The sequence below is a fragment of the Paenibacillus sp. NEAU-GSW1 genome, assembly GCF_009737085.1.
GTDB lineage: Bacteria > Bacillota > Bacilli > Paenibacillales > Paenibacillaceae > Pristimantibacillus.
The window spans coordinates 149,140-174,075 of the sequence record NZ_WOVL01000012.1; the positions used below are offsets into that span (position 1 = coordinate 149,140).

Below are 24,936 nucleotides of genomic sequence, written 5' to 3' on the forward strand. Positions count from 1 at the left end.
GATACTGCCTGACGGCTTCTTTCGTATATGCAAGTTTAAGCTTTCAGAACATCATGATCGACATAGCGCTCGCCGTTCAGCTCGCTAATGATATTGATGGCTGCTTTCGCGCCGTCTCCTGCCGTGATAACGGCATGAACGCTGACGCCGGCAACGGTGCCCGCTGCCCAAACACCTTCTATGCTCGTTCGTCCGGCTGCGTTGACATCGACGATGGTCTTGATGCGCGGCTCCGTGCCCGGTTTCGTCTGCACGCCGATATGCTCGGCGAGATCAGCGAGCGCTCCTGTAGCAAGCAGCACATGCTTCGCTTCATAGATGCCTTGATCGGTTACGACCGATAAGCCGCCTTCGATGCGGGATACGTTTTGCACCGTTTCCTCTTTCATTTCCGCGCCAAGCCGAACGGCTTGCTGTTTGCCTGTATCGACAAGATCGGGACCGCCGATTTCGGTAATGCCGTAGTAGTTTTCAAACCATGCGCGCTTCGTCATCCCTTTGCCGTTATCGAATACGAGCGTTTTCTTGCCTGCTTTTGCGGTGAAAATAGCTGCGCTTGCGCCGGCCGGACCTGCGCCGATAATGACGATATCATACATGCTCCCAAACCTCCATTAATCGAATAGGCGTTTCTATTTCATTATAGTCGGTTTATTCACCATATTTTCACAATTTATACGTTGACGGGAAGGGCTGTCTTCCTATATAGTTCAATAAGTGAATAGTTCATCTATAAAACTAATTGACAGCAAGAACGTAAGCGGTGTGAGTTTGAGCTCCGCTCAAACTCCTGATGCAAGGAGGAAGCAACAATGACAACAATGGACGACCACTGTTTACAGCAGATTATCCAACGCTATGAGAAGGCTAATTTCACGGTTAATCGCAGATTGAATGCGATGATTCGAGATTTGATGCCGGAGGGTTTGACGGTCGACCAATTCGGAACGATACGGTATTTGCGCGGCGCAGGGGTCTGCACGTCTTCGGAGCTTGCGGACATATTTTGCGTTGGCAAAAGCTCGATAACTGCGATTATATCGCGGTTGTTCGATAAACAGCTGATTGAGCGAATCCCGGATGAGAAGGACCGGCGCGTCACCCTGCTGCGGTTGACAGAGGAAGGAGAACGGGTTTCGGATTTGGTCGAGAAAGAGATCGAGAAGATGATCGCCTGCTTCATGAATCATTTCAGCCTAGAAGAATGTATGGCGTTTATCAACACCTTCGAGAAGCTGGCGGAGGTTATGACAGAGCAAGCCAAAGAGACAGACAGGAGCTGAGGAGAGAGTGAAAACCGTACTGAAGTTAAGATGGGTGCTGCTCGTCGCGTGGGTAGCGGTAGCGGCAGGATTGATGTTAAGCGCACCGGATATGCAACAGCTTGTACGCGATAAAGGGCAAATTAATGTGCCAGACGGCTACTCGTCGACGAATGCGAAGGAGCTTCTGCAGCAAATGGGCGGCGAAGAGAACGGCGCTGCCACGGTGTTGGTGTTTCATCGCGACAAGAGTCTGACGGATGAAGATTTAACGGCAATTGAGAAGGGAATACAGACGTTAAAAGATCGCAAGGATGAGCTGCGAATCGTCAGTCTGACGACGCACTTGGATACGGCGGAGCTGAAAAGCCAGATGGTATCCGAGGACGGTTCCACGATGCTTGCGCTCGTAAATGTCGATCTGGACGGAGCGGAGCTTGCGGACGTTAGGGATGGGCTGTACGGCGCGCTTGAGGATGTGTCGGTCGAGCATTATTTTACAGGCAACTGGCTAATTTCCGAGGATGTCGTGCAAAGCTCGCAAGAAGGGCTGGAGAAGACGGAGTTAATTACGGTTATCTTTATCCTCGTTATTCTGTTTCTTGTATTCCGCTCGGCTGTCGCGCCGATTGTGCCGCTGCTTACGGTCGGCTTCACTTACTTGGTGTCGCAGTCGATCGTGGCCTATTTGGTGGAGTACATCGACTTTCCGTTATCGAACTTTACGCAAATTTTTCTCGTCGCGGTGTTGTTCGGGATCGGAACGGACTATTGCATATTGCTGATCAGCCGATTTAAGGAGGAGCTGTCCCATCGCGGCGGCGACATTCAAGAATCGATTCTGGCGACCTACAAAACAGCGGGCAAAACAGTGCTGTTCTCCGGTCTTGCCGTACTCGTCGGCTTTGCGTCGATCGGCTTCTCGACCTTCGTGCTTTATCGCTCGGCTGTTGCGGTTGCGGTTGGTATCGCGGTATTGCTTGTCGCGCTGTTTACGATTGTGCCATTCTTCATGGCAGTGCTCGGCCAGAAGCTGTTCTGGCCTTCGAAGGGCTCGCTTGAGCATAAGCCGAGCGGTCTGTGGGGAGCGGTTGGCAGCTTCTCGCTGAAGCGTCCGCTCTGGGCGCTCGTTATTTTGGCGGTGCTGATCGTACCTTTCCTGACCGCGTATAAAGGCGCCATTTCGTTCAACTCGCTTGATGAAATCGGCGATAAATACGATTCGGTCAAAGCATTCAATCTGATCGCGGACAATTTCGGCCCAGGCGAGTCGCTTCCGTCGACTGTCGTTGTGAAGTCGGATGCCGGCTTCGATACGCCTGAAGGCTTGGCTGCATTGGAGCAAGTAAGCCGCGAGCTGTCGAACGTGGAGGGTGTCAAAAAAGTACGAAGCGCAACCCGCCCGACAGGCGAGGTGCTTGACGACTTCCTCGTAACCGATCAGGTAGGCACGTTGGAAGACGGGATAGGCAAAAGCGGTGACGGACTGGGTGAAATTGGATCCGGATTGTCCGAGGCCAGCGCGGCTCTTAGCGATAACGCGCCTAAGCTGAATGAAGCGGTGGACGGCGTAGATGAACTTGTCGACGGTACGAAACAATTGAAAACCGGCGTCGAGCAGCTTGGAGACGGCTTGAAGCGGATCGAGCAAGGATTGAACGACGGCTCGGCTGGCGCTAAGGAGCTGAGCAAAGGTCTTGGCGAGGCAAAGAAAAGCGCCGAACAGCTGGCTGCTGCGAGTGAGGAGCTGCTGACAGGTTATGAGCAGGCGGCGACAGGTCTCGGACAGTTGAAGCTGGCGTACGGGGCCATTGCCAATGAGCAGAAAAAGCTTGCAGACGGTTTGAAGAGCTTGGGCGACGGACTTGCGGGGCTTGAGAAAAGCCATCCGGAGTTGACAAAGGATGAGGATTATTTGCAAGCTGTCTCCTCGCTGGAGCAGCTTCAGCTGGGAGCAAGCGGGTTGAGCGATCAGCTGGTGCAGTTGAATGGGCAGCTCGGTGGAGTTGCTGACGGTTTGACCAAAGCGAATAGCGGGCTGTCGCAGGCGTCCGACGGCCAGTCGCAGCTGGCGAAAGGGCTGTCGCAGCTGGCGGACGGCATTGGGGAGCTGAAAAAAGGGATCGACCAGGCTGCTGACGGTCAAGGTCAGATCGTTTCAAAGCTTCCGGGCGTGACGCAAGGCTTCGATGAGCTGGCAAGCGGACAAGAACAATTGCGCTCCGGCTTCGCGGACTTGAACAGCCAGCTTAGCGAGCTTACGGGCGGTCTGGATCAAAGCGTTGACGGCTTGACGCAGGTGACGGACGGACTTGCGTCTGCGAAGGGTTACTTGAATGAGCTTTCCTCTGCGTCAAATAAACAAATGACTGGCTGGTTCATTCCGGAGGAAGCGATTGAAGAGCAGGAGTTCCAACAGGCGCTGGACATCTACCTGTCGGAGGACCGGAAAACGGCGAAGTTTGATGTCGTGTTCAGCGACAATCCGTACGAACGGGAGACGATGAAGCGGGTTGACGAATTGGAAGCCGCAGTCGGACGCGCGATTAAAGCTACCTCCTTTGCGGAGGCGACTTATGCGGTTGGCGGCGTATCGAGCATGAACAACGATTTGAGCAATATTTCGAATGCGGATTACAGCCGCACGGTTGTTTTGATGCTGATCGGCATATCGCTTATTCTCATCGTGCTGTTCCGCTCGATTGTAATGCCTTTGTATTTGATTGCGTCGCTGCTCGTGACGTTCTATACGTCGATGGCGATTACGGAAGTGATTTTCGTAAGGCTGCTGGGCCAGACCGGCCTCAGCTGGGCGGTGCCGTTCTTCGGCTTCGTCATGCTGGTGGCGCTGGGCATTGACTACAGTATTTTCTTGATGGACCGGTTTAAGGAGTACCGCCATCTGTCGCCTGCGCAGGCGATACTGGAAGCGATGAAAAACATGGGCACCGTCATTATGTCGGCAGCCGTCATTCTCGGCGGCACCTTTGCCGCAATGCTGCCTTCGGGCGTGATGTCGCTGCTGCAGATCGCAACGATCGTGCTTTGCGGATTGTTCTTGTATGCGCTCGTCATGCTGCCGCTGTTCATTCCGGTCATGGTGCGCATGTTCGGCAAAGCGAACTATTGGCCGTTTATGAGTTCCGACGACGAGCTCGATCCTCCGGCAGTCGGAGGAAAGGTCCGCGCTTATCCGCGCGACACCACAATTTAAAAGCAAGAGGAAGTATGGAAGCCGCCTGTTATGGGCGGCTTCTTTGCGTTGTTTGCGCAGGGGCTTGCTGCACGCGGAAAGCTGACGGAAAGCGGGGCTTGCCGTTAGCGGCTCATTAGCGAAGCAGGTTCGCAGAATAGCGCAGCTAATTTCGCTATTTGTGGGTTTGTGGAGGCGCAGCGAGTAAATAGCGAACCGGATGACGTTAATAGCAAATGATGGTTCTCCACTAACGAAAGTCGGTTCGCTGTTGTGGCAGGCTGCTCGTTTGAGTAACCAAATAGCGAAACTAGCTTCGCAATAAAGCGAAGCTGGTTCGCAGACAGGTTAGTTGGACGGTGGAGCGAAGCTGGTTCGCAGACAGGTTAGTTGGACGATGGAGCGTAGCTGGTTCGCAGACAGGTTAGTTGGACGATGGAGCGAAGCTGGTTCGCAGACAGGTTAGTTTGGGTGGGCGAGCGAGGTTGGATTGAACGGTTGGTTGGTGGGCGGTAAGTGTATTAGCGAAGCAGGTTCGCAGAATAGCGCAGCTAATTTCGTTGTTTGTGGTTTTGTGGGGGCGCAGCGAGTAAATAGCGAACCGGATGACGTTAATAGCGAATGATGGTTCTCCACTAACGAAAGTCGGTTCGCTATTGTGGCAGGCTGCTCGTTTGAGTAACCAAATAGCGAAACTAGCTTCGTAAAAAAGCGAAGTTGGTTCGCAGACAGGTTAGTTGGTCGGTGGAGCGAAGCTGTTTCGCAGACAGGTAGTTGGACGGTGGAGCGAAGCTGGTTCGCAGACAGGTTAGTTGGACGATGGAGCGCAGCTGGTTCGCAGACAGGTTAGTTGGACGGTGGAGCGCAGCTGGTTCGCAGACAGGTTAGTTGGACGGTGGAGCGCAGCTGGTTCGCAGACAGGTTAGTTGGACGGTGGAGCGAAGCTGCTCGTAGGCAGGTTGGTAGGTTGGCGAGGAGTATAGCGGTCTGACGCGGCCCTCTGCGAACATAGTTCGCAGAGGGCCGTCGGACCGCCGAACCGCATTACGCGAATGAATGGGACAGCACGAGTCCGCCATAAGCGAAGGCTGCGCAAATGACGATAGCTGGGTGGATTTTTTTACGCTCCATCGCCCAGTAGGCGACGGCGGCGATGCCAAGCGATTGCCAGATGCCGGATGAGTGGACGGAAATGCTGCCCATTTGCCAGGTCAGCAGCACCATCATGATGGCGACGACCGGCTGAACTAGCAGCGTCATGCCTTTGACGATCGGCGACTGGCGATGCTTCTGCAGCAGCTTGAGCAGGAAGATGAGCGCCACTGCTGAAGGGATGATGGTGGCCGACAATGCAAGCAGCATGCCGAGCAAGCCGTAGGCGGGACCATAGGCGTCACTGAGCACATCGTATCCGACAAATGCGGCGATTTTAGTTGCGATCGGCCCCGGCAGAGCGTTGCCGAGCGCCAGTATGTTCGAAAATTGCGGATCGGTCGTCCAGCCGTAATGCGTGACGATTTCGTTATACATAAGCGGAATCGAGGCGGGGCCCCCGCCGTATCCGAGCACATTGGCGACAAAAAAACCAATGATGAGTTCAAGCCAATCCGGCATATTCATAAGCTACTCCTCGCCTCCGTCCGTTTCGCTTATAGGGCGTTTTTTGTTTTTGCGTTGCTTTAGCCAGCCTATCGCTTTAAAATGAATGGCTCCGTAAGCGAGGAATGAGACGATGACGACAGCGTCTTGAACGTTTACGATCTGCAGCAGCAGAAAGGCAACGGCAAACATAACGATGCCGAACGCGACGCCGAGACCCTTAACGGCTCGGCTTGCGAATTCATACGCCATAACGCCAAGCATGACGGCGATGACGGGGATGACCGCGGCGATCATGCCCTGCACGGCGGCTGAGCCCTTTAAGGCGTCGACCGCTGACAGCAAGGCGATCATCGCAACTGCAGACGGCATGATGTGCGAGAGCACAGCAACAACGGCGCCAAGCCAGCCTTGCTTGCGATAGCCGAGATAGGCCGCCATTTTGGTCGCGATGGGTCCGGGCAGCGCATTGGCTAATGCGAGTATTTCGGCAAAATCATCGTCATTGATCCAGCGGCAGCGGGTGACGGCTTCATAACGGATCAAAGGAATGACGGAAGGACCGCCGCCAAAGCCTAAAATGCCGGTTTTCAGCATCGCCCAGCTAAGCTGCCCATAAGCTTTGCCTGCTCCTTCGCCTTCAGGAAGCGGCAGCGGAGGGTGTGCGCTCATAGCCTCATCCCCATTCTGCTTTTGTAGCGGTTTATGAGCACTTGGCAATCAACGCTCATAATGCCGGGCAGCGTATACAGCTTTTCCCGCATAAACACTTCCATCTCCTGATTGCTCGTGAACAGGCCGTGCATATGCAGCTTGCTCGGGCCGGTCATATGGTACAGGCTGGTGACGGCGGGCTCGGTGGAGAGCTGGTCGGCTACTTCGTGCAAAAATTTCGGTTCGACTTCCACATTGAAAAAGGCCGATACGGTAATGCCGATTTTCTCCGGATTGATTACGGCGGTAAAACGCTCAATCACGCCTTCTTCCATTAAGGCGTTGATTCGCGCTTGTACGGCAACTCGCGATAGCCCGATATCTTTTGCCAGTTCGGTGTAAGAAATTCTGCCATTGGCGTGCAGGGCCAATATAATTTTTCGGTCGATTTCATCAATGTTGGCAGCGGTGAGGGGAGGAGACGGTTTTGGTTGCATAAAAAGAACTCCTTTCGCGTTCTGTGCTTTAGGTTACGAAATGTTTGTAATAATTGCGTCTGGATTACTATACGAATTAATATATAACGATAAATATTCACATTCAACATAAAATACGCAATTTACTTTATAAAATAGGAATTGCCTATACGAAACGCAGCATGTTATTTTAGAAGAAAAGAATGATAGATTTATTGACATTAGCAGTCCATTCCAATCCAATGAAGGCGGAGATAGCATGAGCGAAACAAGCTTGGCGGCAGAATCGGCGTACGGAGCCAAACATATGGTTGTCAGTCCGCATCATTTGGCTTCGGCCGCAGGTGCTGCCATATTGGAGCGCGGGGGCAATGCGTTCGATGCGGCGGTGGCGGTCAGCGCCTGTCTGGCTGTTGTTTACCCTCATATGACCGGTATGGGCGGCGATTCGTTCTGGCTGACCTATCATTCTAGCGATAGCGAAGTGCGCGCCTACAATGCCAGCGGCCGCTCGGGGCGTCTAGCAGCGATCGAAGCGTTTGCAGGCCTGGGCATGGAAGCGATCCCGACGAGGGGGCCGCTAAGCGCAATTACGGTGCCGGGTATGGCGGACGGCTGGTTTGCGGTGCAAACCAAATACGGCAAGCTGGCATTTGCCGAAGTGATGAAGACGGCGATTGCTTATGCCGAGGAAGGGTTCCCGATGTCGCCCGACCAATATGAGAATACGGTAAAACAGGAGCAGACGCTGCGGCGCTTCCCGCATACATCGGCGATCTATTTGCCGGACGGAAAAATCGTTAAGCCTGGCGAACGATTCAAGCAGCGAGAGCTTGCAGCTTCTTTGAGGCTGATTGCCGAACAGGGGCGCGACGCCTTTTACAAAGGGCCGATTGCGGAATCCATAGCAACCGCTCTGCAAGAGCAAGGCGGCTTGCTGACGATGGACGATTTTGCCGAGCATAGCGGGGAATGGGTGAAGCCGATTAAAGGCAGCTACCGAGGATATGATGTGTATCAAGTGCCGCCGAATTCGCAAGGCTTCGTCGCGATTATGGCGCTGCAAATATTGGAGCATTTCGATATACGGGCCATGGGCCATGGATCCTACGATTACTACCATACGATGGTCGAGGCTCTAAAGCTTTCCTTCCGCGACCGGAACCTGTATTTGACCGATCCTGCATTTGCCGACATCCCGTTGGACCGTCTTCTCAGCAAGCCGTACGCGGAACAGCTTGCGGCTGCGATTAAGAGTGGTCAAGCATCGCCAATCGACAGCCGGCCGGTAGGCAGCGATACCGCATACGCCGCTGTTGTCGACAGCGAGGGGAACTCGGTTTCTTTTATCCAAAGCTTGTATTTCGAGTTTGGTTCCGGTTTTACGGCGGGCAATACAGGCATTTTGCTGCAAAACAGAGGCTCCTTTTTCTCGCTTGATTCCAATCATGTCAATTGCTTGCAGCCGCGAAAACGAACGTTCCATACGCTCATGCCCGCGATGGCATGCAAGGGAGGCAAGCCCGCCTATCTGTTCGGCACGCAGGGCGGCGAAGGGCAGCCGCAGACGCAGCTTGCCGTATTTACGAGAATGGTCGATTTCGGCATGAACCCGCAGCAGGCGGTAAGCGAGCCGCGCTTTGTTTGGGGACGGACGTGGGGAGCTCCGACACTGGAGCTGAAAATCGAGGGGCGAATCGGAGGAGAAGTGGCTGATCGGTTGTCCGAGGCAGGGCATCTCGTGCGAGTTATGAATGATGTAGATGGCATTATGGGCCATGCGCATGCTATCGCCATCGCTCCGGACGGCAGCGGATTGAGCGGAGGAGCCGATCCGCGCAGCGACGGCGCAGCAATCGGAGGTTGATTTATCAACGATACGAGCGGCGGAAAAGGAGGGACTGCGGATGAAAGACGCATATAACGGTTATGCCCGTCAGGATGTCGTGCTGGAGCCGACCGGCAAAGGGCCGCTGGATGGGTTGACGTTTGCCGCAAAAGACGTCTTTGCGGTCAAAGGGCATACGAACGGGGCGGGGAATCCGGATTGGCTTCGGACGCACGCGCCGGCTGATGCTACAGCCCCAACGATTGAGAGGCTGCTCGCGAGCGGCGCCCGGCTGTCGGGCATGACGCATACCGATGAGCTCATGTACAGCATTAACGGGCAAAACGTTCATTACGGCACGCCGATCAACCCGAAGGCGCCGGGTCGCATTCCGGGCGGCTCTTCCAGCGGATCGGCGGTCGCAGTGGCGGCGGGCATGGCCGATTTTGCGCTGGGCACCGATACTGGCGGTTCGGTTCGCGTGCCGTCGTCCTATTGCGGCATCTACGGTTTTCGCCCGACGCATGGATGGGTGACGGCTGAAGGTGTCATTCCTTTAGCGCCGAGCTTCGATACGGTCGGATGGATGGCCCGCGACGCCGAAATGCTCCTCCGCGTTGGAGAGGCGCTGCTTGGTGCGGCACTGCCGGCCGGTGAAGGCTCGAAAAAAGGCTTCGGCCGCCTGCTATTCGCCGAAGACGCATGGGGCAAAGCGGAAGCGGAAAGCGCCGCGAAGCTTCTGCGTTTTCGTCAGGAGCTGGAAGCCGCTAATGAATATGCGGTTTCTGTTCAAAGCGTAAATATAGCGCCCGAAGGGCTTGAGGAATGGATTAAGGCTTTCCGCACGGCGCAAGCGCTCGAAATATGGGAGACGCACGGGGAATGGATTGAGAGCGTTAAGCCGGTTTTTGGAGGCAGCATCGGAGAACGGTTCGTCTTCGCGAGCAAGCTGAAACCGGCCGATCACGAGCCGCAGCTGCAGCTTTGGCGAACGGTGAGAGCCCGCATGCGGGAGTTGCTCGGAGAAGACGGGCTTCTCGTCATTCCAACGGTGCCGGGAACGGCGCCTGACCGGGAGGTTAGCGGCGAAGCGGTCGAGCTCGGGCGATTCCATACGATGCAGCTGTGCTGCATCGCGGGTCTGTCCGGCTTGCCGCAGATTACGTTACCTGCGGGGGAGGTCGACGGCGCGCCGATCGGGCTTTCTTTTATCGCGGGGGCAAAGCAGGATTTGAAGCTGTTGAAATGGGCGCGTCAATTTGCCGGGCGAATGGGGGAGCGGTTATGAAGCTGGCAACGCTTCGGGATGGCGAAGGGGAGCGGGCTTTTATCGCCGTGTCCGGCGGCTTCGTTAGCCTCTCGACATTGAACTCGAGCGGCGTTGACGCTTGCTGGCCGACAACGGCATTTGAACTAATCGAATCCGGGCGGTTGCCGGAGCTGACGGCCTGGTATAACGCGGGCGGACGCGAAAAGCTGGAAACGCTGGATGCGGTCCCCGCAGATCAAGCTATGGCGAAGCTGGCGCCGCTTTATCGCCGTCCTCGCAAAATTTGGGGCATCGGCATGAACTACGCAGCCCATCCCGATGAACTGCTGACGCTGCCGGCCGGTGAAGAGCCGGTCAGTTTCATGAAGCCGGATACGGCGATGATCGGCGAGGGCGAAGCGATCGTGCTGCCGCCGCAGTCGGCTAGAGTAACCGCGGAGGCGGAGCTTGCGATCGTTATCGGCAAGGTGTGCCGAAACGTTACGGAAGCCGAAGCGGCTAGCTATGTTGCCGGCTATGCAGCCTCTATTGATACGACGGCCGCCGATATACACGCTAGGCATATGCGTTATTTAACGAGAGCGAAAAGCTTCGATACGTTTTTTACGTTCGGTTCCGAGCTGATTACGCCCGATGATGTTGATGATCTGTTTAAGCTTCAGGTGGAAACGTGGCATAACGGAGCGCTGGCGCATAGAAATGTCATTTCGAATATGCGGTTTAACCCGTGGCATTTAATCGCCTTCCATTCGCAGGTAATGACGCTGCTGCCTGGCGACGTCATTATGACGGGTACGCCGGGATCGGCCGTCCTGCGCGCGGGGGACAGCGTCGAATGCCGGATCGACGGATTTTTGCCTTTGGCAAATACGGTAGAAACGGCGTCTTCAAGCCCGTTGTAAAGTCGCATGTGCTGCGCGGCTGGCGCAGCTCCATAGGCTTGTAACATGAACAGCCTTCCGGCATGCCGGGGGCTGTGCTTTTTTATCGCGGAAATAGTAAAATGAGGATGGACAACGCGCACGATTGGAGACGAGATTATGGCAGCGAAACAGATCGCCGTCCTCTTCACAGGAGGGACGATCGGCAGCAAAAACAATAACGGGAAAATGTCCCCGCAAGCAGGCGGAGCCTATACGTTGATTGAATCCTATACGAACGCTCCCGACCGGAGGGACGTGGTGTTCGATACGGCGCAGCCGTTGAACGTGCTCAGTGAAAATATCGTTCCGGACGATTGGAATACGTTAATGGACGCTCTGGGCGGCCTCGATAAATCGGCATACGACGGCATCATTGTGACGCACGGTTCGGATACGCTCGCCTACTCGGCCGCGATGCTCAGTTACTTATGCTGCGATACGCCGGTGCCGATTGTGCTTGTAGCTGCGAACTATCCGCTTGAAGACGAACGCAGCAACGGTGCGAGCAACTTTGCGGCGGCGATTGATTTTATAGCAGGAGAAAGCTTGCCGGGCGTATTCGTTGTGTACCGGAATGACCGCGGGGAGTCGATTGTTTATTTGGGAACTCGCATTACGCAATGCGAGTCTTTTACCGATCAGTTTGGCAGCCCGTACAGCGTTCCTTACGGCCAAATGGTCGAAGGGCGGTTTGTGCGGAATGAGCATCCGTATAATCCGTTTACAGATGAGCTTCGCGGCAGAGGGGGCGCCTTTAGCTCGCCATGGCAGCAAGGCAAAAGCCGGTTGGAATCGGGATTGCTTTATATCAAACCTTTTAGCGGCATCGATTACTCGTATTATGATTTCAGCGGCGCGAGAAAGCCGAAGGCGGTGCTTCATGACCTGTACCATTCCGGCACGGCCAGCGCCAACGCGCCAGGGAGCCATTCGCTGCTTCGGTTCGCCGAATATTGCGGAACGCATGGCGTCGATCTTTATCTCTGTCCGCTTAAGGACAGTTCCGAGGCGCTTTACGCTTCCTCGGTCAGCTTGATCGAAGCGGGCGTCGCTTTTATCGAAAACATGTCTATCGAGGCGGCGCTGACCAAGCTTACGCTTACGTACTCGCTGCTGCACGCTGATAAAGAGGAGATTCGGGATTTCGTCTTGAATACCTCATTGTTCTATGAGCATATTGTTCCGAAACAAGGAAGGAGCGAGGATAACAAATGAGTGGGCAAGTACAAATCGGCCAACAGGTGCCGGACTTTACGCTGCCGGCATCTACCGGACAAGCGATTTCGTTGAAGGATTATAGAGGGAAAAAGCTCGTCATTTATTTCTATCCGAAAGATATGACGCCGGGCTGCACGGTCGAGTCATGCGATTTCCGCGACTACAACGGCCAGTTTGAAACCAACAATACAGCTGTCATCGGCATTAGCCCTGACGATCTGGCTTCCCATGACGAGTTCATTGCAAAGCATGAACTGCCATTCCCGCTGCTGTCGGATACGACGCATGAGGTTTCCGAGCTGTTTGGCGTATGGAAGCTGCGCAGCTGGAACGGCAATGAATTTATGGGCATCGAGCGCTCGACGTTTCTAATCGACGAGCAGGGCATGCTCGCCGAGGAATGGCGCAGCGTAGATGTTGACGGCCACGTCCAACAGGTGCTCGAGGCGGCGAAGCAGTAGTTGCTTTTGCAGGCTTTAGTCTCGTTTGAACCTAAAACCACTCAAATCCAGCAGCGGTGGCACATTTTAGTCTCAATTGGGACGAATTTGCGCAGGCGGCGGGTAGGCGACAGTTATTTTTGCAGGTATAAGTCTCGTTTGAGCCTAAAACCACTCAAATCCAGCGGCGGTGGCGCATTTTAGTCTTAATTGGGACGAATTTGCTCTGGCGGCGGGAGGAACGCCCAGCGTTACCAGCGAGGAACGGCCTTCTAAGGTACAAATGTACCTTGGAGCCGCCGACGAAGCGCCGAATTATGGATCTAAGGTACAAATGTACCTTAGATCCGGCGAAGCCCAGCGCGAGCGTGCGAGGAACGGCCTTCTAAGGTACAAATGTACCTTGGAGCCGCCGCTGGGGCGCCGAATTATGGATCTAAGGTACAAATGTACCTTAGATCCGGCGAAGCCCAGCGCGAGCGTGCGAGGAACGGCCTTCTAAGGTACAAATGTACCTTGGAGCCACCGACGAAGCACCGAATTATGGATCTAAGGTACAAATGTACCTTAGATCCGGCGAAGCCCGTTCCTCGCTTGCTCGCGCCAACAAAGAAAGAGCCCATCAGTCCCCTGGGGGGACTGATGGGCTCTTTCTTTGTCGCTTTAATCAACGCTGGAAAAACTCGATCCACTCGCGTTCCGGCCCGTAGATGAAGAAGTAACGGTAGCCGTTCGGCAGCGTCGTAATTTCGTTGTCGATGAATTCGGCCTCCGTCGCTTTTAAGCGAGTCCATTCTTGATCCAAGTCCTCGACATGAATTGCAAAATGATGGACAGTTCCTTCCGCCGGAAGCTTGTTGCTGTAATTTTGAATCAGCTCGATTTCCGTCTCGTCGTCGTTGCCAAAGCCGAGAAAGGCAAGCTCGATAACGCCGTTCGTATGCGTCAGGCGTCCCTTCAGCGTCAGACCGACGATTTCGGTGTAAAACCGTACGGAAGCCTCCAAATCTCTAACAGCTACCCCCACATGATCGACTCTTCTTTTCGTCATTACGTACCCCTCCGATTATGGTTGTTATAAAAAAGCTGTTTCGAAAGGGGCGAGATTGCCCTTCTCGAAACAGCCGTTGTCGGTTTTATTCCGCTTTTTGCGACTCGCGGTCTGGCAACTGGCTGACATAGCTGTCGGACAGCTTCAGCAGCTCCAGCGCACGATTGTATTCGTCCTCTGTCGCTTTCGTAGTTGTTTTGCCGTCGCCTGCGAGCGAATAGTGCGTACCGTCTTCAAAGCCGCTGCCGGACATAAACAGCTCTTCGCTGCTTACGAAGGAACCGCTTGGCAAGTAGTAACGCTGCGGAAGCAGGTTGTAAGAGTTGCTGTTAAGCAAATCTTGGCCGAAATGAATTTGGTTCGCCATCGACATGCCAAGCAAATTCGCCGCCGTCGGCACGATATCGACTTGTCCGCCCAGCTGGTCGAACACTTTCGGTTCTTTATCGGTCAAGCCGGCCGAATGGATAATCAACGGAATGTTGATCATATCCGTATAGCCGTACTCATGGCCGTAAATTTCTTTCATCAGCTCTTTGTCGTCGCGATCAAGCGAATAGATCGGCAAGCCGAGGTGGTCGCCGTAGATCATCACCAAGCTGTTTTCCCATAAGCCGCGAGCTTTCAAATCGTCGATAAATTGGCCAAGCGCAAAATCGGCATAGTTTTGCGCGCGAATATAGTCGCCTACAAATGTGCCTTCATAACGTTCAGGAAGCTGCATTTTGTACTTGCGTTCCGGAATCGTGAACGGATGGTGCGATGTCATCGAAATGATTTGCGAGTAGAAAGGACCTTTCTCGCTCATTTTGCTAAGTTCTTCAGCCGTTTTCTTATAAAGCACTTCATCGGAAGCGCCGAAGAAGACGGTATCTTCCTCGCCGAAAAACTTTTTGTCGTGATACTGATCGAAGCCAAGCGCTTTATAGAGCTCGCCGCGATTCCAGAATTCTACGACGTTCGTATGGAACGTAGCCGAGTTGTAGCCATGCTCCTTCACGAGCTTAGGCAAACTAGGAAGCTCCTTGCCCGCATAAACCCCTGTTGCCGCGCCATTCGGCGGGATATAGAACGAAGTGTTTACAATAAACTCAGCGTCGGATGTATTGCCTTGGCCGACTCCTTGGTAGAAGTTGTTGAAGTAATAGTTTCCGTTAGCGAGTTTATTCATGTTTGGCGTAATTTCCTGTCCGTCGATCTTCAGGTTAATCAGGAAATTTTGGAACGATTCCATCTGAATAATAATTAGATTTTTACCTTTTGCCGCTTCCCACAACTGTGGCGACGCAGGCTGCTCGAACTGCTTGAGCTCATTAATTTTAGTTTGCGTAATTTCGGAAGGTTCAACGAAATCCTGCGTTTTTTTCGAAAAAATCGTATACGCTTCGTAGTTTAGAATGCCCATTTGCTCCGCTTTTACAATTTCGTTCATGCTTGCGCGGTTTGGCACGATATTGAACAAGCTAATCGCAAGCGATACGCCGAACAGAGCGGCAACGACGCTTTTGCGGATTTGCTTTTGGCTTTCTTTTTTCCAGGCTTGGGCTTTGTTGCGGCGCATCAAATAATAGCCCATGACGATAATATCGATAAAGACAAGCAAATAATAAGGGTCCATGAGCGAGAATACGCTGTTGCTCACGGCGGTTACCTGGTTTACCTGATGCAAAGCCAGATAGGTGACGATGACGCCATAATACTTATAGTACATAAGCACGGCGAACAAAATAGCTGTCATCAACAGGTTTGCGGTCAAGTAGTAGACCAACTTCCGTTTTGTGGCGAACCATTCAATAAGACAAAACACGATAAGTGCAAACGGAACTTCCTTTAATAGCGTTGTCCACGACGGGCCGCCAAACACAACCATCCAAGTAAGAAAACTCTTTAAGAGAACGATTAGCGAGAAGACTAGAATAGGTGTAGTGCTGAAAAGCCGTTTTGGAGTTAAACCTGACACGATACCGCCTACCTTTCACAACAAAAACAGGCTGGCAGTGAACCATCAGCCCGTCTTGTCTAGTACTCAATATATGAACAATTAATCCCTATTATGCTCCTTTTCATAGTCCAATGTCAAAGGCAAAAGTCACCTCAATGACCATGAAAAAAACCGCGCTAATATGCGAAAAATGTCGAATATAAATGACAAGGCACAGGCGTATCGTTTATAGTAGAACGAGACTCGTTAATCGATTTGCTAGATTCGAAAAAAAACCTGTAAGGAGTGCGGCATGAACCGACAATCGAGAAAACAACAACGAAGAACTAAGTTATGGTTTGCATTGGTATGCGTCATTGCCATCGCCGCGTTTTTGCTCATAAGATACGAGAATTCGATCGCGCAAGCGCCGGAAGAGGCAGCAAATCCGCAAGCTTCAACGGGCGTGACGGCTTCTCCGTCTCAGACACCGCAAAATACGGACGAGCCTGCTGCGGCAACAGAAGCGCCTTCCGATGAACCTGCTGAAACGGACAAACCGGCTGCCACAGCCAAGCCGAAGCCAACTGACGATGAGGACGGCATGGCGGTCATAGCCGAGCCCGATAGCGTAACTGCTTTAGTCAACAAGCAGAATAAACTGCCGGAAAACTATGAACCGGCCGATCTCGTTTATCCGGACGTATTGTTTACGTTCAATGAAAAAATCGATAAGCGCAAAATGCGCAAGGAAGCAGCAACAGCGCTGGAAGAGATGTTCGACGGGGCAAAATCCGACGGCATTCATTTAGCGGGCGTATCGGCGTATCGTTCGCATGCGACGCAAAAGTCGCTGTTCGAGCGCTATGTGAAGAAAGACGGCTTGGAGAAGGCGAAGACGTACAGCGCCTTTCCGGGCACGAGCGAGCATGAAACGGGCTTGGCAATCGACGTATCGGGCAGCGACGGCAAATGTGCCGCATCCGATTGCTTCGGAGGTACGCCGGAAGCGGTATGGCTTGCTGATCATGCCGATGAATACGGCTTTATTATTCGTTATCCGGATGGAAAAGAAGACATTACCGGCTATAAGTACGAACCGTGGCATCTTCGTTATGTAGGCAAAGATATATCGTCGGAAATAGCGGAGCAAGGCATTACGCTGGAGGAATATTTCAACGCGGTGCCGGTCAACAATTAATGCAACCTAACAATAGCGGCGCATAACGTCCGAGTGCAGGGGAAGCCTAATTCCAGCACGTGGCGTATGCGCCGCTTTTTGCTTTGATGTTTTTCGTTTACAGCTTTGATTCGAACGTTTTGCAGTCGGTTTCCTCGGAGTGTTTCGCTTGCTTGTCACGATTGTTTACGACATAGATGGAAGAAGCGTGGCAATGGTTTCCTGCGGCCCAGAACTTGCAAGAATTGACTTCACAAAGTACATCCTTAGCCATGATTGAATCACCTCCTCCGTCTATAGGATAGACAATGGCGGAGGTGATTTATACTTGAGAATCATACTCATTTGCTAGGATTGGCGCGGGTTGCGAGGCATTTAGGGAAGTCGCGATGCTAGTCCATTTCGTAGATCGAACCGGATTTGCTGGCATACAGCTCGGCGTACACTTTTTCCGCATAAGCGTCGGTCATTCCCGATATATAATCGGCAACAAACCGAGGCCAGCTCCAGTTCTGCTTATGCTGCTCATAGCTTGCTACCCAATCGGGCGGCAAAATCAAACGGCCGTATTCCGGCACTTTAAAGCTGTCCCATAACCGCTTGATCATAATTTCGCTCCGTTTTTGCAGCCGCTGTACGCGAAAATCTTTAATTAGCGTCACCCAAGCGAGCTTTTTCAAAATTTCCATCGTGCGAAGCAGCTCCAGATCCTGCTTGCCGTTTTCGATGAACGAAACCTTCTTCCAGCCTTTTGCGGGATCATCGATAATGCCGATTTTGCCTGCAAAAGTGCTGACCCAGCGAGCCTTCATCTCTCTGCGGGTACGGGACGATTCATGGTCATATTGAACGTACAGCTCTTCCCATTGCTGCAAGTAGTCGGTGAGAACTTGCTTGACCATTGCCGGAATATCGACCTGATCCCAGCCGACCTCCATATTGCCTTGGTCATCTACGATCTCTTGGACGAGATTGTCGATCAGACGGCTGTCCTCAAAAAACGTTCGGTTCATTTGAATTTTGCCGGCACGAATCCCGTCTTCAATATCATGCGTCGAATAAGCGATATCATCGCATAAGTCCATTAATTGCGCTTCAAGCGTCGAGCAGCCCAGAGGCATTTGCCAAAGATCGCGAAGATGCTCGATTTCTTGCCATTCCGAAGCGTAAAGCCCTTTAAGTTTGCTCGGTTCGTCAAGCGAATACGGATATTTATTAATGGCCAGAAGGGAGGCGGCGGTTAAATCGAGGCCGCTGCCGCTGCCTGCTCTTTTTTCCAGAAACATTAAGATGCGAAAATTTTGCGCGTTGCCTTCATATTTCAAGCCATGATGCTCCATAAGCAGCTGGTTGAGCACTTCTTCGCCTTTATGGCCGAATGGCGGATGGCCGAGATCATGAGCGAGCGCGGCAATTTCCACTACAGCCGGGTCGAGTATGAGGCCGGGATGCTCTTTTTTGGACAAAAAAGCATACTGCTTTCCGAGCCTGCGGGCAACCTCGCGGGCAATTTGCGAAACTTCGAGCGAATGCGTCAGTCTTGTCCGGTAATAGTCGCCGGAGCCTGCGCCGAATACTTGCGATTTTCCTTGCAGCCGGCGAAAAGCGGGCGATTGAATGAGCCGAGCGTAATCGCGTTCGTATTCATCCCGTTCCTCGCTGAACGTGCCTAGTACGGGCTCGTCGATGCGTAGCTTGCGTAAGTCCATGGCTGTCTCCTCCAATCCGTTCCGCCGCGTCTATGTATGTTGGCAGCGTAAATGCTTGTGAGCATTGTAGCATATTTGAACATGACACGCCCATTTAGTATTATTTATTAGAAGAAAAATTTACAAATTCGTCCCGATCCGGAAGTGTTGGCGCAAGTGAAGTGAGGTGCTTCTATGAATATTGCAGCGAATCTTGTTCAAGATATATTTTCGCTGTTCACGCTGCTTAATATCTTTTTAGCAATAACGGTCATTTTTCTGGAACGCAGAAACGCTTCCTCTACATGGGCATGGCTGATGGTGCTCTATTTTATCCCGGTCATTGGCTTTATTCTTTATTTGATTTTGGGCCAGAAGCTGCGTAAACGGAAGCTGAATAAGCTGCTGCGGGAGAGCCAGCGCATTATTGAAGATACGATTGAGGGGCAGAAGCTGGAGCTGGAGCGCAGTGCCGTTTCGTTTAACGATCCGGCGATGGCCGGGTACAGCGATATGATGTCGATGAATTTAGTGAGCAGCTACGCGTTGTATACGCAAAATAACGGCGTACGGATCTACACCGACGGCAACAGCAAATTCGACGCGCTGCTTCGCGATATTGAGTCCGCACAACATCATATTCATCTTGTCTATTACATTGTGCGTAATGATAAAATCGGCAACTACTTGCTGGAGCTGTTAACCGAGAAGGCCAAACAGGGCGTAGAAATCCGGTTTTTGTACGATCATATTGGCAGCAAGGGACTTCCGCGGCGGTTTTTCTCCAAGCTGTGGGCGGCAGGCGGTAAAACGGCAGCTTTTTTTCCATCCCGTATTCCTTATTTGAATTTAAAGCTGAATTACCGCAATCATCGCAAGCTTGTCATCGTTGACGGTCATACGGGGTACATCGGCGGTTTTAATATCGGAGACGAATATTTGGGGCGGAACAAATATTTCGGCGAATGGCGCGATACGCATTTGCGGGTAAAGGGCAACGCCGTTCAACAGATGCAGGCGCAATTTCTAATGGATTGGAATATGGCCTCTTCGGGAATGATTGACTTGAACGAGCACTATTTTCCGAGAGAAATTAGCGGCGGCGGCACAATCGGCATGCAGGTGGTGGCAAGCGGCCCGGATACCGAATACCAGCAAATAAAGGACGCCTATATCAAAATGATCTATTCAGCGAAAAAAAGCGTCTGCCTGCAAACGCCGTATTTTGTGCCGGATGAAAGCTTGATGACCGCGCTCAAAATCGCAGCGTTGTCCGGCGTTGACGTAAAGGTTATGCTGCCGAGCAAGCCGGATCATTTCTTCGTTTATTGGGCGACGCATTCCTATGTGAGCGAGCTGCTCGTTGGCGGGGCGAAATGCTTCATGTACGAGAAGGGCTTTCTGCACGCCAAAACGCTCGTCATTGACGGACAGGTCGCTTCGGTCGGCACGGCCAATATCGACATTCGCAGCTTCAAGCTGAATTTCGAGATGAACGCCTTCATTTATGACAGCGCGACGTCTGCGGAGCTGCAACGCATTTTTGAAGCGGATTTGGCCTATTGCGAGGAGCTGACGTTGGCGAAGTATAACAATCGTCCGCTTATGAATAAATTTAAAGAGTCGATCAGCCGGCTGCTGTCGCCGATTTTGTAGCGGGGAAGCGAAGCGGGACGGAGCAAGGCGGCGCGTAAGACCGAATATGGCCTTACGGAGCGGCAATTGGAGGCATGTCACTCGAAAGCAGCAGCTGTAAGACCGAAATTGGCTTTACAATCGCGAAAGCGGCTGTTGGTCATGCGCGTAAGACCGAATATGGCCTACGGAGCAGCAATTGGAGGCATGTCACTCGAAAGCAGCAGCTGTAAGACCAAAAATGGCTTTACAATCGCGAAAGCGGCTGTTGGTCATGCGCGTAAGACCGAATATGGCCTTACGGAGCGGCAATTGGAGGCATGTCACTCGAAAGCAGCAGCTGTAAGGCCGAAATTGGCTTTACAATCGCGAAAGCGGCTGTTGGTCATGCGCGTAAGACCGAATATGGCCTTACGGAGCGGCAATTGGAGGCATGTCACTCGAAAGCAGCAGCTGTAAGGCCGAAATTGGCTTTACGATCGCGAAAGCGGCTGTTGGTCATGCGCGTAAGGCCGAATATGGCCTTATCTTTGTTCTAGCGCAAATCAAAAAGGGATTCCGCTTATCGAAGATAACCGGAATCCCTTTAACTTTCATCCTTGCTGCTATTCAATTGAAAAATACACTCCATTCTACAACTTGCGTTGCCATATTTGCACTTGCCTTCAAGTAAGTATTGCCTTTGCCTAGTTTCAGATTGTCTTCCTCATCATCTTCTTCAATTCAAATGGATTCCCGCATGTCTGATGTCACGACCGACGCATCGGCTGACTCCTTTCTTTCGGATTAGACATGCTTCGCTAACTCACTTCATTGGACTATCCCCTCTCGTTTGATGTACCCTCATTATAGCCTATTATTTTAATTTTGTAAATATTCTGAAAATTAATAGAGAGCCTGTTTTGCATAAATCGTTCTAAAGTAGCAGTCTATAGCAGCGACTGTGATTAACGGTCTGTAGAAGGATAGGTATTGCGAATCCAGCGAGTATTTGGAAAGGCTGCACGGGACCGCAATGGTTGACCTTTATTAAATTTAGATTTATACTTAGTCTAAATAAAAAGATGTAACTATAAGCTAATAAGCGACTTTGAGATGCGGTGTCATTTTGAGCTCCGATTCAAAGTTTCTGATGTTACGGCTAAACTCCTGATGTGAGGAATGAACAGACAATGGCCAAAATAAATTTAACTATACAACGAAAAGCGATCCTTGATGTAATCCAGCAATCGCATGACCACCCGACAGCGGCGGACGTTATTGAACGGCTGCGCGGCAACGGTTTCACTTTTGCTTACGGTACCGTCTATAACTCGCTTCGCTATTTGACCGATGCGGGCATGATTCGGGAGCTTAAGCTTGGCGAAGCGGCAAGCCGCTATGACGCAAGGACGGATAATCATGAGCATATTATTTGTACAGTGTGCGGCCGGGTAGAGGAAGTGCTGACCGAAATGCCGGAAGAATGGATAAAGAAAGTCGCCCAGGAGACGAAGTTCAAAGTATCGGAAACACATGTCGTACTTGAGGGGGTTTGCGAATCATGCGCCAGCCAATAACAGCATTGAATAGCGAAGAAATCATACCGTCGGCTGGCATATTGAGCGGTTCATTCGAAACGGCCGGCAGCGAAATGATTTCACGTACCGCATGCTCGTTGACCAAACGCGTGATGGCGGTCAGTCCGTTCCCTGAACGAATGCACAAATTAATGCGGCTGCTTTCTGCAGAATGCTTCGATTTGTTTACGCTGCATGACTGGAACAAAGCGTTCGTCAGCAGCTTGCAGCCGGAGCTTATTATTTTCGATGCGACGCCTCATCCGCAGCTGAATCCCGACGCCGTTGACGCGCTGCGGGCGGGTCTTCTGCAAACCGCTCATTTGCAGGGCGTGCCGCTGTTGTTCCTAGTCGGGGAACAAGCGACTGTCGCTTCGCATTCGCTGCCAAAAGGCGCCGAACTTCTCGTCTGGCCGGGTGATCCGGTAAACGCACTGGACAAAATCAACGGCATATTGGATCAGCGCGCAGCAACTGGAGCAGGCGTAGGCGTGGAGTCTGGCTACACGTTCAAAGATCTGGCTATTGATTTAAAAAAGATGATCGTCTATCGCGGAACTGAACGGATTGATTTAACGAAAACAGAGTATGAGCTGTTGCTCATGTTTATTTCGTCTGACGGCGCGGTGCTTACACGCGAGGCGATGTTCGACGCGGTATGGGGAAGCCAGTATCTTGGCGGAAGCAATGTCGTTGACGTTCATATCAAAACGCTTCGCAAAAAGCTTGGCGACAGCGCAGCCTCACCGACCTATATCGTGACGGTGCGGGGAGCCGGCTATCGGCTAGCCGAATAGCGCGTCAATCGCAGCTTCAACTTCACGGCAGCTTCATTTTATTTTCATCCGATGTTCATGACATAAGCGGTATGTTTTAAGTAAACTTCAAATAAGATTTAGATTAAGTCTAAATATAATTTGGAGGTCGTAATCATGGACAACCGTTTAACTACAAATCAAGGCGCCCCCGTTGGAGATAATCAAAATTCAAGAACAGCAGGACAGCGGGGTTCAGCCCTTATTGAAGATTATCATTTGCTTGAGAAGCTTGCACACTTTGACCGCGAGCGGATTCCAGAGCGCGTCGTGCATGCGCGCGGCGCCGGCGCACGCGGCGTATTCGTTGCCGAGAATAGCATGAAGGCGTATACGAAGGCTCATTTTCTGCAAGAGTCGGGTAAAGAGACACCGGTATTTGCAAGGTTTTCGACGGTCATTCACGGCACCGGCTCGCCTGAGACGGCGCGCGATCCGCGCGGCTTTGCCGTTAAGTTTTATACGGAGGAAGGCAATTTGGATATCGTCGGCAACCATCTGCCGGTCTTCTTCATTCGCGATGCGATGAAATTCCCGGATATGGTTCACTCGCTGAAGCCTTCGCCGGATACAAATGTACAGACACCTGGCCGGTATTGGGATTTCATGACGCTGACACCGGAATCGACCCATATGCTGACTTGGGTGTTCTCCGATGACGGCACGCCTGCAAATTACCGGGAAATGGACGGCTTCGGCGTGCATGCGTTTAAATGGATCAATGCCAAAGGCAAAGCGGTTTATGTAAAATACCGCTGGAAGTCGCAGCAAGGCGTGCGAAATTTCACTGCGGCGGAAGCCTCTGAAGTGCAAGCTCGCGATTTCAATCATGCGACGCGCGATTTGTACGAAAATATTCAGCTCGGCAATCATCCGAAATGGGATTTGCATGTCCAACTGCTGCCTGTGGAGGATGTCGACCGTTACGTGTTCGATCCGCTCGACCCGACGAAGGTGTGGCCGGAGGATCTGTTTCCGCTGCACAAGGTGGGCACGATGACGCTGAACCGCAATCCGATCAGTTATTTTTCCGAGGTGGAGCAGTCCGCTTTCGCGCCTAGCGCGCTTGTGCCGGGAATAGAGCATTCCGAGGATAAGCTGCTGCAAGGACGGCTGTTCGCATATCCGGATACGCAGCGTTACCGTTTAGGCGCTAATTACTTGAACATCCCGGTAAACTGCCCTTATGCGCCGGTTCGCAACCATCAGCGCGACGGCGCCATGACTATGGCGGCTGATCCTTCGCCGGTCAATTACGAGCCGAACAGCGATTCCCGCAGCCCGCAGGAATCACCGGAGTATAAGGACAGCTATGCGCCGGTTCTCGGTTCAGCAGGACGTCAGCCGATCGATAAGACAAATGATTTTACGCAAGCAGGCGAGCGTTACTTGTCGCTGTCGGAAGAGCAGCGCAGCAACCTGGTGAGCAATCTTGCAGCTGACCTGGCTCAGACGAACGAAGACATTCAGCTGCGTGCAGTGTGCAATTTTTTCCGCGCCAATGTTGAGCTCGGAATGCGCCTGTCCGAAGGATTAGGCGTCGATATTCGCAAATATGTGCCGCAAAGGTAAATAAACGAAGAGGCCGTCCCAAAAGTGGTTCGCTCGCTGAAAAAACGGCTCGCATCAGTAATTGAAGAAGCGGTATTCATGAAAATAGTGTTGCAGAGAGCTATCCCTGCAACACTATTTTTCGATTTTGATGCTTTGTGGCTTTCTTCAGCAAATGATGGGCAAGCGAAAGCCACCCGACCTCGAGGCTAACTTTCGGTAAGCCTCGAAGCAGGAATCTGCGAAATCCCCGGTTATTTTTGATTTGGCCAAACACACTTTCCGGTTCGTGCATGCGTCGAACCGACAAGGCATGTCCATCCTCGCTCTTTAATTGCTCCCGAGCTTGTCGTTTGAGGCGAAGATATTCCATGCTAACCTTTATTTCACGATCACCTTGCGCCTTCGTGCATCGCTCCTTCAGTGGACAGCCTTCGCAGGAGAGACTGCGATAATGGCGAGTGGTAATTTCATAGTCACTTTCTGTGGTGCTTCGACTTTCGTAACGGAATAGGAGTTTTTGTCCTGCTGCACATGTCCAGGTATCTTCGCTCTCGTCATACAACCAGTTCTCAAATTTGCTAATGTCTTGCTTCCACGCTTTCGTGTTTTCTTTATGATAGGTATTATATTTCACAAGTGCTCGTTGTTCTTCCGACTCCAAGTAAGCATA

General features: G+C 52.2%; 22 protein-coding genes. 13 read left to right on the plus strand and 9 right to left on the minus strand.

The features are described 5' to 3' along the window. Nucleotides 1-35 precede the first annotated feature (35 nt). A complete protein-coding gene (locus GOM71_RS11670; protein ID WP_156281204.1) occupies nt 36-599 on the minus strand; it encodes an FAD-dependent oxidoreductase in 564 nt (187 codons plus the stop codon). A gap of 213 nt (nt 600-812) precedes the next feature. Between GOM71_RS11670 and GOM71_RS11675 the strand changes: the two genes are divergently transcribed. Then, nucleotides 813-1,283 (plus strand): MarR family winged helix-turn-helix transcriptional regulator, encoded by a 471-nt coding sequence (locus GOM71_RS11675; RefSeq protein WP_253944807.1) that lies wholly within the window; start codon nt 813-815, stop codon nt 1,281-1,283. Between the two features lie 7 nt (nt 1,284-1,290). Continuing rightward, a complete protein-coding gene (locus GOM71_RS11680) occupies nt 1,291-4,476 on the plus strand; it encodes an MMPL family transporter (protein ID WP_367649560.1) in 3,186 nt (1,061 codons plus the stop codon). A 1,023-nt stretch (nt 4,477-5,499) separates the two neighbouring features. Here the strand turns inward: GOM71_RS11680 and chrA are convergent. Genes chrA through chrS form a run of 3 tightly spaced genes read right to left on the minus strand, consistent with a single transcriptional unit; the run spans nt 5,500 to nt 7,205 of the window. After that, nucleotides 5,500-6,069: a chromate efflux transporter ChrA gene (chrA, locus tag GOM71_RS11685; protein ID WP_156281260.1), complete on the minus strand. Its 570-nt coding sequence runs from the start codon at nt 6,067-6,069 to the stop codon at nt 5,500-5,502. A gap of 9 nt (nt 6,070-6,078) precedes the next feature. Then, nucleotides 6,079-6,726: a chromate efflux transporter ChrB gene (gene chrB / locus GOM71_RS11690; protein WP_156281206.1), complete on the minus strand. Its 648-nt coding sequence runs from the start codon at nt 6,724-6,726 to the stop codon at nt 6,079-6,081. Further along, the gene (chrS, locus tag GOM71_RS11695; protein WP_156281207.1) at nt 6,723-7,205 is read right to left on the minus strand and encodes a chromate efflux transcriptional regulator ChrS; all 483 of its coding nucleotides are present in this window, start codon (nt 7,203-7,205) and stop codon (nt 6,723-6,725) included. The genes chrB and chrS overlap by 4 nt, the downstream gene beginning before the upstream one ends. Before the next feature lie 238 nt (nt 7,206-7,443). Here chrS and ggt point away from each other — a divergent pair, with 238 nt between their 5' ends. From ggt to bcp, 5 genes are all read left to right on the plus strand, one after another. Beyond that, nucleotides 7,444-9,051, plus strand: coding sequence for a gamma-glutamyltransferase (gene ggt / locus GOM71_RS11700; protein WP_156281208.1), 1,608 nt, complete (start codon nt 7,444-7,446; stop codon nt 9,049-9,051). 40 nt (nt 9,052-9,091) lie between these two features. Next, nucleotides 9,092-10,300, plus strand: a complete 1,209-nt coding sequence (locus GOM71_RS11705; protein WP_156281210.1) for an amidase — start codon at nt 9,092-9,094, stop codon at nt 10,298-10,300. Beyond that, nucleotides 10,297-11,184, plus strand: coding sequence for a fumarylacetoacetate hydrolase family protein (locus GOM71_RS11710; protein WP_156281213.1), 888 nt, complete (start codon nt 10,297-10,299; stop codon nt 11,182-11,184). Before GOM71_RS11705 ends, GOM71_RS11710 begins: the two co-directional genes overlap by 4 nt. A 138-nt stretch (nt 11,185-11,322) precedes the next feature. After that, entirely contained in the window at nt 11,323-12,420 is a 1,098-nt protein-coding gene (locus GOM71_RS11715; RefSeq protein ID WP_156281215.1) for an asparaginase, read from the plus strand. Then, nucleotides 12,417-12,884 (plus strand): thioredoxin-dependent thiol peroxidase, encoded by a 468-nt coding sequence (gene bcp, locus GOM71_RS11720; RefSeq protein WP_156281217.1) that lies wholly within the window; start codon nt 12,417-12,419, stop codon nt 12,882-12,884. The genes GOM71_RS11715 and bcp overlap by 4 nt, the downstream gene beginning before the upstream one ends. A 646-nt stretch (nt 12,885-13,530) precedes the next feature. Here bcp and GOM71_RS11725 read toward each other — a convergent pair. Both GOM71_RS11725 and GOM71_RS11730 read right to left on the minus strand, forming a co-directional pair. Continuing rightward, the gene (locus GOM71_RS11725) at nt 13,531-13,914 is read right to left on the minus strand and encodes a VOC family protein (RefSeq protein ID WP_156281219.1); all 384 of its coding nucleotides are present in this window, start codon (nt 13,912-13,914) and stop codon (nt 13,531-13,533) included. 85 nt (nt 13,915-13,999) lie between these two features. Then, nucleotides 14,000-15,874 carry an LTA synthase family protein gene (locus GOM71_RS11730; RefSeq protein ID WP_367649561.1) on the minus strand — a complete coding sequence of 625 codons (1,875 nt, stop codon included), beginning with the start codon at nt 15,872-15,874 and terminating at the stop codon, nt 14,000-14,002. Between the two features lie 274 nt (nt 15,875-16,148). On the opposite strand from GOM71_RS11730, the gene GOM71_RS11735 reads away from it, so the two are divergent. Beyond that, nucleotides 16,149-17,036, plus strand: coding sequence for a M15 family metallopeptidase (locus GOM71_RS11735; RefSeq protein ID WP_156281221.1), 888 nt, complete (start codon nt 16,149-16,151; stop codon nt 17,034-17,036). Nucleotides 17,037-17,133: 97 nt separating this feature from the next. On the opposite strand, the gene GOM71_RS11740 is transcribed toward GOM71_RS11735, so the two are convergent. Beyond that, on the minus strand, nt 17,134-17,289 hold the full coding sequence (locus tag GOM71_RS11740) for a DUF1540 domain-containing protein (protein WP_156281223.1): 156 nt from the start codon (nt 17,287-17,289) through the stop codon (nt 17,134-17,136). Between the two features lie 118 nt (nt 17,290-17,407). After that, nucleotides 17,408-18,724 (minus strand): deoxyguanosinetriphosphate triphosphohydrolase family protein, encoded by a 1,317-nt coding sequence (locus GOM71_RS11745; RefSeq protein ID WP_156281225.1) that lies wholly within the window; start codon nt 18,722-18,724, stop codon nt 17,408-17,410. A gap of 174 nt (nt 18,725-18,898) precedes the next feature. Between GOM71_RS11745 and cls the strand changes: the two genes are divergently transcribed. The 5 genes from cls to GOM71_RS11770 all read left to right on the plus strand — a co-directional run bounded on the left by cls (nt 18,899) and on the right by GOM71_RS11770 (nt 24,284). Next, on the plus strand, nt 18,899-20,359 hold the full coding sequence (gene cls, locus GOM71_RS11750; RefSeq protein WP_156281226.1) for a cardiolipin synthase: 1,461 nt from the start codon (nt 18,899-18,901) through the stop codon (nt 20,357-20,359). Between the two features lie 141 nt (nt 20,360-20,500). Then, complete coding sequence (locus GOM71_RS11755; protein ID WP_156281228.1) at nt 20,501-20,797, plus strand: hypothetical protein; 297 nt, start codon at nt 20,501-20,503, stop codon at nt 20,795-20,797. A 713-nt stretch (nt 20,798-21,510) separates the two neighbouring features. Beyond that, nucleotides 21,511-21,897 (plus strand): Fur family transcriptional regulator, encoded by a 387-nt coding sequence (locus tag GOM71_RS11760; protein ID WP_156281230.1) that lies wholly within the window; start codon nt 21,511-21,513, stop codon nt 21,895-21,897. Continuing rightward, nucleotides 21,882-22,694, plus strand: coding sequence for a response regulator transcription factor (locus GOM71_RS11765; protein WP_253944808.1), 813 nt, complete (start codon nt 21,882-21,884; stop codon nt 22,692-22,694). Before GOM71_RS11760 ends, GOM71_RS11765 begins: the two co-directional genes overlap by 16 nt. Nucleotides 22,695-22,829: 135 nt before the next feature. Continuing rightward, complete coding sequence (locus tag GOM71_RS11770; RefSeq protein WP_156281232.1) at nt 22,830-24,284, plus strand: catalase; 1,455 nt, start codon at nt 22,830-22,832, stop codon at nt 24,282-24,284. A gap of 100 nt (nt 24,285-24,384) precedes the next feature. On the opposite strand, the gene GOM71_RS11775 is transcribed toward GOM71_RS11770, so the two are convergent. After that, a partial coding sequence (locus GOM71_RS11775; RefSeq protein WP_173275516.1) for a transposase occupies nt 24,385-24,936 on the minus strand: 552 nt, incomplete at its 5' end.

Bases quoted from the DNA above. Each gene is read 5' to 3' on its own strand.
- bcp (WP_156281217.1), top strand. From the start codon at position 12,417: ATGAGTGGGCAAGTACAAATCGGCCAACAGGTGCCGGACTTTACGCTG.
- GOM71_RS11710 (WP_156281213.1), top strand. From the start codon at position 10,297: ATGAAGCTGGCAACGCTTCGGGATGGCGAAGGGGAGCGGGCTTTTATC.
- chrS (WP_156281207.1), bottom strand. From the start codon at position 7,205: ATGCAACCAAAACCGTCTCCTCCCCTCACCGCTGCCAACATTGATGAA.
- GOM71_RS11765 (WP_253944808.1), top strand. From the start codon at position 21,882: ATGCGCCAGCCAATAACAGCATTGAATAGCGAAGAAATCATACCGTCG.
- GOM71_RS11740 (WP_156281223.1), bottom strand. From the start codon at position 17,289: ATGGCTAAGGATGTACTTTGTGAAGTCAATTCTTGCAAGTTCTGGGCC.
- GOM71_RS11770 (WP_156281232.1), top strand. From the start codon at position 22,830: ATGGACAACCGTTTAACTACAAATCAAGGCGCCCCCGTTGGAGATAAT.
- GOM71_RS11705 (WP_156281210.1), top strand. From the start codon at position 9,092: ATGAAAGACGCATATAACGGTTATGCCCGTCAGGATGTCGTGCTGGAG.
- GOM71_RS11755 (WP_156281228.1), top strand. From the start codon at position 20,501: ATGCGCGTAAGACCGAATATGGCCTACGGAGCAGCAATTGGAGGCATG.
- GOM71_RS11735 (WP_156281221.1), top strand. From the start codon at position 16,149: ATGAACCGACAATCGAGAAAACAACAACGAAGAACTAAGTTATGGTTT.
- chrB (WP_156281206.1), bottom strand. From the start codon at position 6,726: ATGAGCGCACACCCTCCGCTGCCGCTTCCTGAAGGCGAAGGAGCAGGC.
- GOM71_RS11715 (WP_156281215.1), top strand. From the start codon at position 11,323: ATGGCAGCGAAACAGATCGCCGTCCTCTTCACAGGAGGGACGATCGGC.
- GOM71_RS11670 (WP_156281204.1), bottom strand. From the start codon at position 599: ATGTATGATATCGTCATTATCGGCGCAGGTCCGGCCGGCGCAAGCGCA.
- GOM71_RS11745 (WP_156281225.1), bottom strand. From the start codon at position 18,724: ATGGACTTACGCAAGCTACGCATCGACGAGCCCGTACTAGGCACGTTC.
- cls (WP_156281226.1), top strand. From the start codon at position 18,899: ATGAATATTGCAGCGAATCTTGTTCAAGATATATTTTCGCTGTTCACG.
- chrA (WP_156281260.1), bottom strand. From the start codon at position 6,069: ATGCCGGATTGGCTTGAACTCATCATTGGTTTTTTTGTCGCCAATGTG.
- ggt (WP_156281208.1), top strand. From the start codon at position 7,444: ATGAGCGAAACAAGCTTGGCGGCAGAATCGGCGTACGGAGCCAAACAT.
- GOM71_RS11760 (WP_156281230.1), top strand. From the start codon at position 21,511: ATGGCCAAAATAAATTTAACTATACAACGAAAAGCGATCCTTGATGTA.
- GOM71_RS11725 (WP_156281219.1), bottom strand. From the start codon at position 13,914: ATGACGAAAAGAAGAGTCGATCATGTGGGGGTAGCTGTTAGAGATTTG.
- GOM71_RS11675 (WP_253944807.1), top strand. From the start codon at position 813: ATGACAACAATGGACGACCACTGTTTACAGCAGATTATCCAACGCTAT.